Annotated in this window: 17 protein-coding genes; 12 read left to right on the top strand and 5 right to left on the bottom strand. The window is 64.1% G+C overall.

The window, feature by feature from the left end:
- Positions 1-62 precede the first annotated feature (62 nt).
- Entirely contained in the window at positions 63-548 is a 486-nt protein-coding gene (locus tag HPY64_14085) for a hypothetical protein (GenBank protein NPV68266.1), read from the bottom strand.
- 207 nt (positions 549-755) lie between these two features.
- On the opposite strand from HPY64_14085, the gene HPY64_14080 reads away from it, so the two are divergent.
- Positions 756-1,499, top strand: a complete 744-nt coding sequence (locus tag HPY64_14080) for a Mut7-C ubiquitin/RNAse domain-containing protein (protein NPV68265.1) — start codon at positions 756-758, stop codon at positions 1,497-1,499.
- A 16-nt stretch (positions 1,500-1,515) separates the two neighbouring features.
- On the opposite strand, the gene HPY64_14075 is transcribed toward HPY64_14080, so the two are convergent.
- The 3 genes from HPY64_14075 to HPY64_14065 all read right to left on the bottom strand — a co-directional run bounded on the left by HPY64_14075 (position 1,516) and on the right by HPY64_14065 (position 3,720).
- Complete coding sequence (locus HPY64_14075) at positions 1,516-1,686, bottom strand: hypothetical protein (GenBank protein NPV68264.1); 171 nt, start codon at positions 1,684-1,686, stop codon at positions 1,516-1,518.
- 17 nt (positions 1,687-1,703) lie between these two features.
- Positions 1,704-2,753, bottom strand: a complete 1,050-nt coding sequence (locus HPY64_14070) for a PIN domain nuclease (GenBank protein ID NPV68263.1) — start codon at positions 2,751-2,753, stop codon at positions 1,704-1,706.
- A 388-nt stretch (positions 2,754-3,141) separates the two neighbouring features.
- On the bottom strand, positions 3,142-3,720 hold the full coding sequence (locus HPY64_14065; GenBank protein ID NPV68262.1) for a metalloregulator ArsR/SmtB family transcription factor: 579 nt from the start codon (positions 3,718-3,720) through the stop codon (positions 3,142-3,144).
- Between the two features lie 224 nt (positions 3,721-3,944).
- Here HPY64_14065 and HPY64_14060 point away from each other — a divergent pair, with 224 nt between their 5' ends.
- Positions 3,945-4,607, top strand: a complete 663-nt coding sequence (locus HPY64_14060; GenBank protein ID NPV68261.1) for a creatininase family protein — start codon at positions 3,945-3,947, stop codon at positions 4,605-4,607.
- Positions 4,608-4,640: 33 nt separating this feature from the next.
- Here the strand turns inward: HPY64_14060 and HPY64_14055 are convergent, their stop codons facing one another.
- A complete protein-coding gene (locus HPY64_14055; protein ID NPV68260.1) occupies positions 4,641-5,591 on the bottom strand; it encodes an FHA domain-containing protein in 951 nt (316 codons plus the stop codon).
- Between the two features lie 188 nt (positions 5,592-5,779).
- On the opposite strand from HPY64_14055, the gene HPY64_14050 reads away from it, so the two are divergent.
- The 10 genes from HPY64_14050 (at position 5,780) to HPY64_14005 (ending at position 14,119) form a co-directional block, all read left to right on the top strand.
- On the top strand, positions 5,780-5,983 hold the full coding sequence (locus tag HPY64_14050) for a hypothetical protein (protein NPV68259.1): 204 nt from the start codon (positions 5,780-5,782) through the stop codon (positions 5,981-5,983).
- 137 nt (positions 5,984-6,120) lie between these two features.
- Positions 6,121-6,618, top strand: a complete 498-nt coding sequence (locus tag HPY64_14045) for a hypothetical protein (GenBank protein NPV68258.1) — start codon at positions 6,121-6,123, stop codon at positions 6,616-6,618.
- 27 nt (positions 6,619-6,645) lie between these two features.
- Complete coding sequence (locus tag HPY64_14040; GenBank protein NPV68257.1) at positions 6,646-7,815, top strand: hypothetical protein; 1,170 nt, start codon at positions 6,646-6,648, stop codon at positions 7,813-7,815.
- 83 nt (positions 7,816-7,898) lie between these two features.
- Complete coding sequence (locus HPY64_14035; protein ID NPV68256.1) at positions 7,899-8,339, top strand: transcriptional repressor; 441 nt, start codon at positions 7,899-7,901, stop codon at positions 8,337-8,339.
- Positions 8,340-8,402: 63 nt separating this feature from the next.
- Positions 8,403-9,506: a zinc ABC transporter solute-binding protein gene (locus tag HPY64_14030; protein ID NPV68255.1), complete on the top strand. Its 1,104-nt coding sequence runs from the start codon at positions 8,403-8,405 to the stop codon at positions 9,504-9,506.
- 19 nt (positions 9,507-9,525) lie between these two features.
- Positions 9,526-10,365, top strand: coding sequence for a metal ABC transporter ATP-binding protein (locus HPY64_14025; protein ID NPV68254.1), 840 nt, complete (start codon positions 9,526-9,528; stop codon positions 10,363-10,365).
- 7 nt (positions 10,366-10,372) lie between these two features.
- Entirely contained in the window at positions 10,373-11,206 is an 834-nt protein-coding gene (locus HPY64_14020) for a metal ABC transporter permease (protein ID NPV68253.1), read from the top strand.
- Between the two features lie 110 nt (positions 11,207-11,316).
- Positions 11,317-12,219: a diacylglycerol kinase family lipid kinase gene (locus HPY64_14015; protein ID NPV68252.1), complete on the top strand. Its 903-nt coding sequence runs from the start codon at positions 11,317-11,319 to the stop codon at positions 12,217-12,219.
- Positions 12,220-12,382: 163 nt separating this feature from the next.
- A complete protein-coding gene (locus tag HPY64_14010; GenBank protein ID NPV68251.1) occupies positions 12,383-13,372 on the top strand; it encodes a hypothetical protein in 990 nt (329 codons plus the stop codon).
- Positions 13,373-13,456: 84 nt separating this feature from the next.
- A complete protein-coding gene (locus HPY64_14005) occupies positions 13,457-14,119 on the top strand; it encodes a DUF4013 domain-containing protein (protein NPV68250.1) in 663 nt (220 codons plus the stop codon).
- Positions 14,120-14,269 lie beyond the last annotated feature (150 nt).

Here is a 14,269-nt window from a genome sequence, read left to right as displayed (position 1 = left end):
ATAGGCCGGAGCACAGACCGGAGTCAAACAGGCCAACGGGGCGCAAGAAACGGCCGCGGCGCTTATTCGCGGTCGCCGGACTGTCTCTCCACATGGCGCAGTTTGTCGGTGTTGACCTGCAACATCACCAGTCCGCACTGGCGGCAGACCTGCGCCTCCAGTTCCACGATCGCCCGGAAGGGCCGCCACAGCCAGCTCAGACGACGGAAGGTCAGCCGCGCTGGCTTGAAGTAGGCCGGGTGAAAACCGCCGTTATAGGTGATCACCGTCCCCGCGCCGAAATCCGCATAGCCACAGCGCGGACAGAGATCAGTGCGGAAGTGCGGCGCGGCGGCGCTATCAGCCACCGGCGCAGGCTCCTCCGGTAGCATTGGCTGTTCTGGCGCGGCGGGCGTCAGCGGTACATCCAGCCCCGGCGTTGCTGTGAGCGCAGGCAAGGCTTGCTGCAGCGAGGTGGCATCCGGCGGCAGGGCAGCACCCCGCTCGAACAGCGGGATCGCTTCCCCTTCGGTGGGGGCAGCAGAAGGCGGGGTAGGCAGGTCACTCATGTGCGACTCCTTGGCAAAACCCGGCGGCAGCCACCCGGCTGGCCCGCTGGCCGGGGCAGGAAGTATTGTCCCGGCCCTGGTAGCTGCCTGAAAGGGGATGCGCTGAGATCAGACCGCATCTCTGTTCCCTATTATACACAGGGGGCAGGTATAATCCCTATGGAATACCGCCTGCTGATCATAGGCCTGCCTCGTGGAGGCCGCGCCATGCCCACCGCTACGTTTCGCTTCTACGCCAGCCTGAATGACTTTCTGCCCCTGGCCCGGCGAGGACGCAGCTTTGTTCACCACTTTGAGGCCCGCGCTTCGATCAAGGACATGATCGAGTCGCTGGGTGTACCTCATACCGAAGTTGACCTGCTGCTGGTGAACGGGGAGTCGGTCGATTTTGACCGGATCGTGCAGGACGGCGACCGGATCAGCGTCTACCCGCCCTTCACAACACTGGATATTTCCGGGCTGACGCGCGTCCGTCCGGAGCCACCGCCGGAGCCGCGCTTTGTGCTGGACGTGCATCTGGGCAAGCTGGCCGCTTACCTGCGCCTGCTGGGCTTTGACGCCCTGCTGCCCGATGACAGCGATGATGCCAATCTGGCTCGCCTGGCGGCTGAAGAGGATCGTATCCTGCTCACCCGCGATCGCGGCCTGCTCAAGCGGAGCAGTGTGCGCTACGGCTATTGCCTGCGCTCCACCGATTCGACCCGGCAATTGCTGGAAGTGATGCGCCGCTACCACCTGGTGAACCTGGTGCAACCGTTCAGCCGCTGCCTGCGCTGTAACGGCCTGCTGGAGCCGGTGGACAAAGCCAGCATCAGCGATCGCCTGCCGCCGGCGACCAATGCCAACTATGATGAGTTTCGGCGCTGCCAGTCCTGCGGGCAGATCTACTGGAAAGGCTCACACTACGCCCGGCTGGAGGCACTGATCCGCCGGGCGCTGGCGCGAGGGTGAGGGGCCAGGGATCGTCTCAGGGGTGACGCCGACCGGTTAGCGAGGCCGCAAAAGCCAGACCGACCCCTGCGCCGAGGCCGATCCACAGCGGCAGGTTGCCCATCAGCAGGCCGAGGGCAGAACCGACCCCGGCCCCGATCAGCAGGCCCAGGATGACCCGCAATGCCAACGCCCGGTCGTTGCCCATCCTGCTGCCTCGCCCTGCTAGTCCTCGACCGGCCTGGCGAAGTACATCTTGCCGGCCTCGCGGCTGATCAGGCGGGTGATCTCCACCCGGATGGTGCGGTCGAGGTAGTGCTTGCCTTCCTCAACCACCACCATCGTGCCATCTTCCAGGTAGCCCACGCCCTGGTCTGGCTCCTTGCCTTCCTGGATGATCTTGAGCGGGATCACCTCGCCGGGGATGTACTCGGCGCGGACGGCGTTAGCCAGCATGTTGATGTTGAGCACACGCACGCCCTGCAGCTTGGCGATCTGGTTGAGGTTGAAGTCGTTGGTCATGATCGGGATGTTCATCTGGCGGGCCAGCATGACCAGCTTGTGATCGACCTCAGCCACGTCGGGGATGTCTTCATCCACGATCTCGATCATCACATGTTCGGCGCGCTTGAGTTCGCGCAGAATCTCCAGGCCGCGCTTGCCGCGGTTCCGGCGCAGCATCTCCGGTGAATCGGCGATGTGCTGCAACTCCTCCAGGATGAAGCGGGGGACAATCAGCCGCCAGTTGAGAAAGCCAGCCTCAGCGATATCGCTGATGCGCCCGTCGATGATCACGCTGGTATCCAGCAGTATGTCGCTCGCGGTCACGCCGCCTTCGACCAGGAGTCGCCCGCTGCGCCGCAGGGAGCCAAGCAACTCCAGAATATCCTCGGCACGCACCGCGAAGAGGGTCATCCCCAGGTAACCGCCGAGGAGGGACACTGCCGCCGGGATGAGACTGCCAAATGGATCGGGTAGCAGCGAGAGCGGATAGGCCAGCAGGATAGCCGGGATCAGGCCCAGCACCAGCCCGGCAAACGCCATCACTACCTTCTCCGTGGGGGTGGCCAGCAGGAACCGCCGGATGGCCCGCGCCGGGCGGATGGTGATCCAGGGGGTGACGATCAGGCCGAACAACGCGCCGACCATGGCGAAGAGCAGACCGGTAGCTTCGGTGGGCAATTCCAACGCCGGGCTGGTGGCGGTGCCCAGCCGCGCCCCAACCACACTGAACACAACCATGCCCAGCAGGCGCAGGATGAAATCGACGCTCATGGGAATGCGCTCCTTGCCCCGGCTGCGTTGGCTGGCGATGAAGGGGCCAGCCGGTGGCGCCGCCCCGCTGCCGGGAAGGATCGTATCCTAACCCGGCGCAGATGCGGCAGGCAGCCGCAGGCATCGTGATAAACTCGTTACCTCAAGGTCTCTGCAAGGCCGGCAAGCAGAGACTGCGCAGACTGCCGGGCGGATGAAAAATGCGGCCTGTGCCCGTGACTGCGCTGCCGTCAACTGTAGCACGCGCCCCCGCCCCCGTCAATCACCATTGGGGCAGTGCGGGGAGGCGCCATCGGCGATCCGGTTGCCGGCCTGAGGGGGAGGAGGGCCGCATGCCGGTCCCCCTGCTGGACTGGTTTTCAGGGGCGGGCGATGTTCCTGCGCCGGGTCAGTTTTCCCTCACCACCCGCCAGTATTGCCCGCCGCCGCCCTCGCGGGCCATCAGTCCCTGCTCCACCAGTTCGCGGCGCAGTGTGGCTGTATCATCGTGAAAGCGGGCCAGCCGTTCGTTGACTTCCTTCTCGCTGTAGCGCACACCAGGCTCGAAGACCTGGACCACATAGCGCAGCACCGCCTGCATCTTTTTGAACTGCGATGGCAGCTGCTTGAGGCGGCCATCCGGGCTGGTATAGTTCCTGATCACCTGGCGGTCGTAGGCATCCAGGTCGACATCAGCTGCCGCTGCCTGCAGCGTCTCATGGGAAAGCAGGCGGCGGGCCATCTCCTGCAGCGCTGTGACCTCCAGATGGTAGACGTTGTAGTAGCTCTGCGGGCGGGCGCTGACCAGCCCCGCATGCACCAGGTAAGACAGGTGGTTGGAGACAGTGGAGGGGCGCAGGTTGAGCATGGCCGCGATCTGCTCGACAGCCAGGTCTTCCCGCGCCAGCAGCCCGACGATCTTGAGCCGGTTTGGCTCCGCCAGCGCCTTGAAGAAGTCCAGCAGTGCCGGAGTCTGGTCGTTTTCCATAGTGCATTTCCTCTAACTAATTCGATATTTGTCGATTTAATTCTATCTATGTACGTTCTACTGTCAAGGGTGAGTCGAGATTCCCCCGTGCACAGCATGTTGCCCCCCGGCCTGTCAGCTGGCGCTGGCTGCAGGCATCGCCTGCAGCCATTGATCGCCCTCCTGGCGGGCGGTACACTCCCCGTCGTACCCGTATACAGCGCCCACAGGAGGGAATCCCGCCCATGCATCTGGCTGACCTGAACTGGATGGACGTGGAACGCTATCTGCAGCATGACAACCGGATCATCCTGATCACCGGCGCGACCGAGCAGCACGCCTACCTGAGCCTGCTGACCGACATCCGCATCCCGCAGGCGATCGCCGATGCTGTGGCGGAGCGGGAAGGAGTGCTGGTGGCCCCGCCGCTGAACTTCGGCTGTTCCGCCGACTTCATGGAGTACCCCGGCACGATCTCGCTCAGCCTGTCTACCTTCGCCGTGGTCCTGACCGAGATCGTTGACAGCCTCACCCGGCACGGCTTCCGGCGCTTTCTGATCATGAACGGGCACGGCGGCAATGCGTTGCCCCCGGCGCTGGAGGCGGGCGACGGGCGGCGTGTTGTCTGGTATAGCTGGTGGCAGGGGGAGGCCGTAGCGCGCTTTGCGACGGCACTGGGTGCAGAGCCGGATCACGCCAACTGGCTGGAGAACTTCCCCTTTACCCGTGTAGCGGAAGTCCCGGCAGGTAGCAAGACCCTGCCGCTGGACTGGCGGCGCGATGGAATCACGCGGGCGGCGCTGGGCGATGGCAGCTTTGGCGGGCCATACCAGATGCCCGATGAGGCGATGTTGCGCCTGTTTGATGCACTGGTGGAGGAGGCGACGGCGCTGCTGCGGGCGCTGTGAACGGGCGCTCATAGCGCCCACTGCAGGTGCCGCTCAGCCGGACGGCTCGTCCAGGCCGAGGATGGTGCTCAGGTCAACCGGTTTGCCGGAGGACGGTGGGCTGCTATCCGGCGGCCTGTCGCCACGGAGCGATTTGAGGCGTTCCTGGAAGACCACGCGGATCGGCAAACGTCCCAGCCGGATTTCATCGCCATCCCCCAGCAGGCGTTCTTCGCGCGGGGCAAGCCGCTGGCCGTTGACAAATGTGTGGTTGACACTGGCCAGGTCAGTGATGAAGAGGCTGTTATCCCGGTAGATCAGGCGGGCATGCAGGCGCGACACACCCTGGTCGACCGCACCATACGGAGAGAGGTCAATACCGGGCAGGAGGCCCCCCTGGCCGGATGAGCGCCCCAGCACCACATGGCCGCTTTCCTGAATGCGGACGACAATTGGCTGGCTGGCATTTTCCACGTAGAGCAGCAAGCGCGTGTTTGGACCGAGCGTTGTGCGTGCCGCGGGAGCAGGAGGCGCTTCCGGCGCAGCCGGGGCGGCCAGCGCCGCGCCGCAGGCGCTGCATTGCCCGCTGCCCTGGCGATTGGCCCGCCCGCAGGCCGGGCAGTAAACCGTCTGCTCAGGCGGGACTGGTTCCGGCTCTGGTGGCTGTTCGACGGAGGGGTGCGGTGGCAGGTGCACGTTCAGGGGGACGGTTGCTGGACCGGAGGAGGAAGAGGGTAGCCAGCTTAGGTCTTCCTCAGGCCGGGGTGGGGCGACCAGTTCGTCGGTTGTGAGCGCGGGCTGGCCGGTTCCAGGCCTACCCCCTTCGCGCGCCTCCCAGCTTCGGAGGAGCGCTTCCAGCTGGCGGCGGGCGTCGGCGCGCAGGCGGGCCAGCAGCGGTTCCAGAAAGGCCATGACCTCTTCCCGGGTGCGCCTGTTGCGCCGCTGGCGGACGTATTCGCTGAAAATTTCCGTCACACCCGGCAGGTTATGCCGTGTGATGCCCATACATGCCGTTCTCCTGCTTGTTGCTGAGGTTTGATCCTTTCTCATCATACAGGAAACAGCGGCAATGCGCATAGCACCAGCTATAATCAAGCCCGCGCCCTCAGCGAAAGGATGATCTGATTATGCTGTCGCTCGATGTCACGCTTGAATACTGTGCCCTGTGAGGCTACACGCCGCGCGCCGTCAGGGTGACGGAAGAAATCCTGGGCCTCCGGGAGCTTGAAGTGCACATTGCCTCGTGGAAGCTGATTCCCAGCAAAGGGGGCGTCTTTGAGTTTAGCGTGAATGGCGAGATGCTCTTTTCCAAAAAGGCGCTGGGCCGTCATGCCGAGCCGGGCGAGATCCGCCGCCTGCTGGAAGCGCTCATCGCCGCCCTGCAGGCGGGCGCCTGACCATCCGACCGCAGCATGTGCCAGGACGGGGTGAGCGCCAGCGGCCGTTGTTTGGCCCGCTACCAGCGACCGGCTACAATAGGCGGCGAGGTCAGGGCGGGAGGCGCTGTTGCCTCTGGGAGGCTGGGTGGGTTGCCGTGAATATCATCAACCAGTTCTCTTATGTCTGGATCAGCGTCGGGCTGGGGGCGATCCTGGCTTTTGTGCTGTGGCGCTGGCGGGAGGGCGGCAGGTGGTTGCGGGCCGGGCTGTTGATGTTGTACGTGCTGGGAGCACTGGCCTTTGGCCTGTCCCGCCAGTATCCGCCGCCGGAGGTGAGCAGCCTGGCGGAAGCGGAGGTCATCCTGACCAATGAGCAGCCGACGTTTGTGATGCTCTATTCCAACTACTGTGTGGCTTGCCTGGCGATTCTGCCCGCCGTGCGCGATCTGACCGCCGAGCTATCCTCCGCCGGAATCGACTCGCTGTTGCTCAACATCCACGATGCGCTTGGCAGCGCCTTGGCCGACCGCTTTGAATTCGTTTTTTCGCCAACTTTTCTGGTTTTTACGCCGGAAGGGCGCGAGGTGCTCCGCGCCAATAGCCTGCCACGGCTGGAAGACATCCGCCTGGCGCTGACCTTTGGTCGCAGCTAGCGCTGTCTGACCGCTGAAAGCGCCCTGATGATCCCCTTCGAGGCTTTCCTTTCTTTGTCGCGCCGGGCCGGGTTGGTCGCCCTGATCGGGCTGGCAGTTGTGGCGGCGCTGGTCACGCTGCTGGGATTGGTCGCCGGGAGCCTTCCGGCCCGCAGCAGCGCCCCGCAACCCGGCAGCGGCCCGCTGATCGCTTTTCTGGCCCCGGCGGGCGGCGCCCCGGCCAATATCCACCTGCTCGATCCGGCGGCCCCGACCCAGGCCATCCCGGTCACGTCCAGCGCTTCTGGCGTCTATGACTTTGCTGTCAGCCCGGATGGCGCGCAGATCGCCTTCAGCGAGTACAGCGCAGAAGGCGGGATCGATCTGCGTCTGCTCGACCGGGCAACCGACGAGATCAGCACGCTGGTCGCCTGCGCTCCGGATGACTGCACCGCCCCCGCCTGGTCCCCGGATGGGATGCGCCTGGCCTATGAGCGTACGCCTGGAACCGCCGGCGGGGCGAATGTCCGTCCGACCCGCGTCTGGGTGCTCGATCTGTCCGGGGCTACGCCGGTCAACGCCCCCCTGTTTGAGGATGAAGCCCTTTACACGGTAGGGCCGGTGTGGTCGCCGGATGGGACGCGGCTGGCTTCCTATGACCTGCAAAACAGCGGCATCCTGATCCACGACCTGACCGGCGGCGCGGATGCCTTCTTGCCTACCCTGCATGGCAGCACAGGTATATTTTCCCCGGATGGTGCGCGGCTGGCTTACCTGGACATCGTCTTTGCCTCAGAAACAGCGTTCTACACCCATATCAGGATGGCCGACCTGCGGACGGGGCAGATTACGGCGCTCTCCGCGCCGGATGCACCGGTTGATGATGCCCGGCTGCTCTGGACGCCTAAGGGGACCGCGCTGGTGGTGGGACGCCGTCTGATGGATGAGGGGTATACGCCCGGTCATCAGCTTTATCTGGTCGCGGCGAGCAATGGCGACGCCAAGCCGCTGGCTGTCGATCCGGCATACGCCACGGGCGCTTTCGCCTGGGAGCCGGACGGCGTGCGGCTGGTCATCCAGCGCTTCCCGGCGGTGGCGAGTCCGGTGGCCGGGCAGGAGGCGCGGCCCAGCCTGTGGGTCCTGGACACGACCTCTGGTCAGATCAGCAAGCTGGTCGCCGACGCATTTCTGCCGGAATGGGCGCCGGCTTTCCGCTGAGGGCCGCGAAGCGCCGCGATCGGGTACAATCGACAGTGCATGGCGGGGGCGCTGGCCCGCCCCTGGAAGAAAGTCTCAGACAGATGATGGCAATCCTACCCTCACAATCGCTGGCTGCCCGGCTTCACCAGCATGGCTTCAAGCTGACCCGTGCTCGCCGGGCAGTGATCCTGGCGCTGGAAGAAGCAGCCCGACCGCTTTCGATCGCCGAACTGCACACAGCAGCGCGGGCGCACGCTGCCGACATCGGCCTGGTGACGGTGTACCGCACGCTGGAAGTGCTGGCGGGGCTGGGGCTGGTTCGCCCGGTGCACTTACTGGACAACTGCCACGCTTACGCGCTGTGTTCGCCCGGCCATACCCATCACGTCATCTGTCAGCGTTGCAACCGCGTGGTAGAAATCGAAGGCTGCGACCTGAGCGCCTACCTTGAAGAGATCACTGCCCGCACCGGCTACCGCATCACCAGCCACTGGCTGGAGATCGCCGGCCTCTGCCCGGAGTGCCAGCGGGCCGGGGATTGACTGGCCCGGCAAACATGGTAGGATTCATCAGAACTGAAAAAGTCTTTCAATTAGGATTGGACTATGGGTCAAAATTGCCGGATGGGGATTGTGCTGTTGAGCCTGGTACTGGTGCTCGGTGTACTCCCCGGCGGAGGTGTGCAGGCGCAGGATCGGCTGCAGGTGGTGGCCAGCACCAGCATCCTGGCCGATATCGCCGCCAGCGTTGCCGGCGAAGCCGCCGAGGTCGTTTCGCTGATGCCGCCGGGCGCTGATCCGCACAGCTACACACCCTCCCCGCAGGATCTGGTGCGGCTGGCGCAGGCCGATCTGATCCTGATCGTGGGCGCTAACCTGGAGGAAAGCCTGCTGGAAACCATCCGCGGCGCGGCTCCGGACCTGGCACCGGTCACGGTCTCGACCTGCGTGGATATCCTGCCGTTTGGCAAGTTTCCGGAAACCGGTGAGCTTGAGGAGTACCTGCTCTCTGGCGATGTGGGCACCTTTGCCGGGCAGTGCGCCGCTCACCAGGAGGAACTGGCGTCCATTGGCCTGTTGCCTCCACCCACTGAAGGCAGGCTGGGGCCGCTCTACCAGCTGGATTGCGGCGGCGAAGAACAAGCTGGCGATGAGCATGCGCATGGCCGGTGTGACCCGCACGTGTGGACCGACCCCTATAACGCCATGCTATGGGCGCTGATGATCCGCGACGCCCTGAGCGAGCGCGATCCGGCCAACGCTGCCGTTTACGCTGCCACCGCCACCGCTATCATCGATACGCTGCAGACGCTGGTTCGCGAGGAAATCGCGCCGATGCTGGCGACAATCCCGGAAGGTAACCGGTTGCTGGTCACCAACCATCTGACCTTCAACTACTACGCCAGCGCCTTCGGGCTGAAGGTGCTGGGTACAGTCATCCCCGGGGCCAGCACGCTGGCCGAGCCAAGCGCGGCGGATATCGCCCGGCTGATTAGCGATATCCGTGCTACCGGCGTGCCTGCGGTGTTCACAGAGACCATTGCCAACCCGGCCCTGGCCGAGCAGATCGCACGGGAGACGGGGGTCCGCTTCTATACGCTCTACACTGGCTCCCTGAGCGAGCCGGGTGGCCCCGCCGCGACCTACCCGGAGTACTTGCGTTACAACACGCGGGTGATCACCGCCGCCCTGGGCGGGACGGTGAATTAACCCGCCGGAGATTGCCGCCATGGCCAGCCACCCCTCGTTGAAGATCGCCCTTCCGGCTGTTGATGGTTGCCCCGCACTGCTGGTGCAGGGGCTGTCGGCGGGTTACCCCGGCGCACGCTCGGCCATCCGGAATATCTCCTTTGCTGTGCAGCCGGGGGAGAGTGTGGCCGTGCTCGGCCCCAACGGGGCGGGCAAAAGCACCCTGTTTAAGGCGATTGTCGGGCTGATCCCGCATACCAGCGGCTTCATCTCCATGTACGGCGAGGAGTGCGCTGTCAGCCATCGCCTGATCGGTTATGTGCCCCAGTACGAAGCCATCGACTGGCGTTTCCCGGTTAGTGTGCGGGATGTGGTGATGATGGGCCGCGCCCGCCAGCTGGGCTGGCTGCGCTGGCCGGGTCGCCGCGACTGGGAAGCCGTCGACGCCGAACTGGAACGGGTGGGGATGCTGGCCTTCCGCGACCGGCAGATCGGCCAGCTCAGCGGCGGGCAGCGGCGGCGCGTCTTCATCGCCCGTGCGCTGGCCCAGCAGACCAGCGTTCTGCTCCTGGATGAGCCGTTCAGCGGGGTGGATGCTACCGCCAGCGAGGAGATCATGGCCGTCCTGGAAGCGCTGCATGCCCAGGGCGTGACCATCATCCTGGCTACCCACGACATGAGCCTGGCAGCCAGCCGTTTCGACCGCCTGTTGTTGATCAACCAGGAGGTCATCGCCTACGGGACGAGTGCTGAGGTCTTCACCACTGAAGCGCTCAGCCGCGCTTACCGCGGCCAGATCGGGATCATCCACCAGGGTGCGGAAACCGTCGTGGTGGTGGATGAGCACGGTCCTGCTGGCGAAGACAACGAAGAAAGCTGAGGGGTGGATGGACCTGGGATTCCTGCTTGATCCGCTTCAGTTTGCCTTTATGCAGCGCGCGCTACTGGCCGTGTTGCTGATTGGCCTGGTCAGCGGGGTAATCGGCAGTTTTGTCGTTGTGCGCGGTATGGCCTTCTTTGGGGATGCGGTCGCGCACGGCACGCTGCCCGGCGTGGCCGTAGCTTACATCATGGGACAGACGCTGTTTCTAGGCGGGCTGATCGCTGGCGTAGCGGTAGCTCTGGGCATTGGCTGGCTGACCCGGGAAGGTCGCCTGAAGGAAGATACAGCCATCGGCGTGGTCTTTGCCGGGATGTTCGCCCTGGGTATCGCCATCATCAGCACGGCCCGCAGCTACAGCGTCGACCTGGCGCATATCCTCTTTGGCAACGTGCTGGGCGTCAGCGATACCGACCTGCTGATCATGGCCGTCTGTGGCGCGGTCGTCGTCCTGACTATTGTAGCGCTGTACAAAGAATTCCTGATCCTCAGCTTTGATCCCACCCTGGCGCGGACGCTGCACCTGCCGGATGGCGCGCTGCGCCTGCTGTTGCTGGTGTTGCTGGCGGTGACGGTTGTCGCCAGCCTGCAGACGGTCGGCGTCGCCCTGATGGTGGCCATGCTGGTCACACCTGCGGCTACCGCCCAGTTGCTGGCGCGACGGCTGCATCACATGATGATTCTGGCTGCCGCCTTGGGCGCCTTGAGCGGGGTGGTCGGCCTGTATCTTTCCTTTTATCTCAATATTGCCTCTGGCCCGGCGATCGTCCTGATCACCACCATCCTGTTTGTGGTGTCCTTCGTGGGGAGTCGCCTGCTGGGCCACGCCGAACCGGCCTGAAACGGCTCCCGCAGGTCGTTCCCTGGCATTCACGCATCCTGCAAAATGCGTTAGAATCGGCATAACCTGAACCTGTCATCATGCCCCTTGTTTCTGGTATAGACCGGGCTATGGCTAACCATCCCTATCGATCGATTGAGGTCATTATCAACCCGGCTGCCGGTGTGGACGAGCCGATTCTCAAGCCACTGAACACGGTCTTTCAAAGACATGGCGTAGATTGGAACGTCTCCATCACCAAAAAAGCTGGCGATGGCCGGCGGCTGGCCCGCCGGGCCGTCGAACAGGGCGCTGATCTGGTGGCGGTCTACGGTGGTGATGGCACGGTGATGGAGGTCGCTGGCGGCCTGGTGGGGACAAATGTGCCGCTAGCTCTTCTGCCGGGTGGGACCGGCAACGTGGTGGCGGTCGAACTGAACATCCCCCGTGAACTGGAACAGGCCGCTGAACTGATCTTCCAGCCGGGCCACCGGTTGCGCCAGGTCGATATGGGCCAGATCGGGGAGCACTACTTCATGCTGCGAGCTAGCGTCGGCTTTGAGGCGGCTGTCGTCCGCAAGACCACGCGTGATCTCAAGGATCGCTTTGGTCTGCTGGCCTATGGTTTCGCTGTCCTGGAGGCGCTCAGCGAACCTCTGCACGCCCACTACCAGCTGGTGATCGACGGGCAGGAGATCGAGACGGAAGGCTTTTCCCTGCTGATCGCCAATGTGGGCAGCCTGGGGCGGCTGAACCTGGTGCTTAACTCGTCGGTCAAGCCGGATGATGGGCTGCTGGATGTGATGATGCTCAACACCAGGCCGGAAACCCTGGTCTCCATCGCCGCCAGTGTCATCCAGCTGGACAACTTCACTGCTGCCCTGCAACACTGGCAGGCGCGCGAGGTCAGCGTCAGGAGCAGGCCGCAGCAACAGGTTCAGGGGGATGGCGAACTGTTTGGCGACACCCCCTTTACGGCGCGGATTGTGCCTGGCGCGGTGCAGGTGATCGTGCCCGGCTCTACCGCCCGTTGATCCACTGGCCAGGTGGCGGCTTTCATCCTCGTTTCTGCCTGGCGATCGGACGCTGACAATCTTCGCCGGTGCCCGGCCTGGCTTTTCCGCGGGCCAAAACTGCTATAATACGTCCAGGCTGGCCTACCACGTCGTTTTTTTCTACCACGGAGTCAGGCGAATCATGAGTGGAGAAACCTGGCAGCTTGGCCCGCTGCGGGTGGAAGCCGGTCGCACCCTGCGCGGGGTGTATCAGGTCGATCTTGGACGGGCGCGGATTGGCTTTCCCATCGCCCTGATCAATGGCACAGAGCCAGACCCGGTGTTGCTGGTGACCAGCGGCATGGACGGTGACGAATACGCCGGGGTCCAGGCTGCCCTGCGCCTGATCGATACACTCGATCCGGCCACGGTCGCCGGGCGGGTGATGGTCTGCCCGATCCTGGATCCGCTCAGCTTCGAGGCCATGCAAACCCAGAATCCGCTGGATGGCCTGATTCTGCGGCAGGTCTTCCCCGGCGATCTGGAGGGTAAGCCAACCCAACGTCTGGCCCATTTTGTTTACCAGACATTCATCGTCAATGCCGATGCCTGGCTGGCGCTGGGCGCGGCGGAACCAGGTGAAGCCTGCACGCCGCTGGTCTGGACCTTCCAGGGCGATGACGCCTTCCTCAACACGCAAAATCGTATCCTGCTGCAGCAGTGTGGCGCTTCGGTGGGATTGCTCCAGCCGCTGGCCAGCTGGGACCCCGCGCCGGTGGCGGTGACCGCCAGCACGGCCATGCTGGGGTCTGCCGCCGGGGTGCGTGGTCGGGCTGATTCTGAGGCGGTGGAGGCACACCGGCGGGTGATCGACGGCGTGCTGGCGAGCATGAGCATGATTGCGGCCAGGACTGCGCCATCCACGCCGCCGGTCGTGTATACTGCCGCTGCGCCCCTGCTGGCCGAATCCGGCGGGTTGTGGATGGCACGGGTGCAGCCCGGCGAGATGGTGACTGCCGGGCAGCCGATCGGCGAGATCCGTCGGCTGGATGGTGGGGCCGTGCTCCAGACGGTGAGCAGCCCGCTGGAGGGCATTGTGCTGGCGGTACGCACGGCGCTGGCGGTACGCCCCCGTCAGCGGCTGGCGCTCCTGGCTGTCCCGCCGCAACGCAAATCAGGGGATAACGTATAGGTAGTCGCTGGCCGGTGGTAGGCTGTGGGATAGCGCCACCGGGCCAGGTTGCAGCCATTCACATACAGGGGGAGAAGCCCATCCATGGATCTGGGACGTTCCTTTAGCTACATCTTTGACGATGAGGACTGGGTGACCAAGGTGCTGCTGACCGCGCTGATCAGCATCATTCCCATCCTCAACCTGGCCATTTATGGCTGGATCATTGAGTTGATGCGCAACATGCTCGATGGACGGGAGAATCCCCTGCCGTACTGGGACAACTTCGGGCAGAAGTTCACCGATGGCCTGATGTTCTTGCTGGCTGGCCTGATCTATAACGTGTTCATTGTGCTGCTGGCCTGTGTCTTCGGGGTGATCGGCAGCCTGATGGATGGCCGCGGCGCGGAAGTGATCCTGTCGCTGGCGGCCTGTGTCATGGTTGTGTTTGTGCTGGTTTATGCGCTCATTGCCAATGCCGGGTTGTTCATCGGCATGGTGCGCTACACCCGCAACCCGACGTTTTCCGTGTACCTGGCGATCGGCGAGAATCTACGCCTGGCGCTGGCGAACGCGGGTATCCTGGCGATGCTGGTGTTGTTTTCGGTGGTGGTCAGCCTGATCCTGGCGGTTTTTGGCTGGATTCCATGCATTGGCTGGCTGGCGACGTTGGCGCTGGGTACGCCGGTCTATGGCCACTTGCTGGGCCAGGCAGCGATTCTGATGGTGGGGCAGAGCAGGGCTAAAGCCAAGCGTGGCATGATCTAGCGGGATGGCCGGGCCAAGCCGCGCCCTGTCAAATCAAAAGATAATGTTACCGAGCGGAGACGGTTCGTTCATTTGATAATGTTACCGGGCTGTCCTCTCCTTTCTGGGAGTGTTGGGGAGCGAAAAGGGTCAAGTAGACGTTCTGGGTAT

Source organism: Anaerolineae bacterium (assembly GCA_013178165.1).
Lineage (GTDB): Bacteria > Chloroflexota > Anaerolineae > Aggregatilineales > Ch27 > Ch27.
Note: the sequence above shows the minus strand (reverse complement) of the source record. Positions and strands in the feature narration are given on the sequence as shown.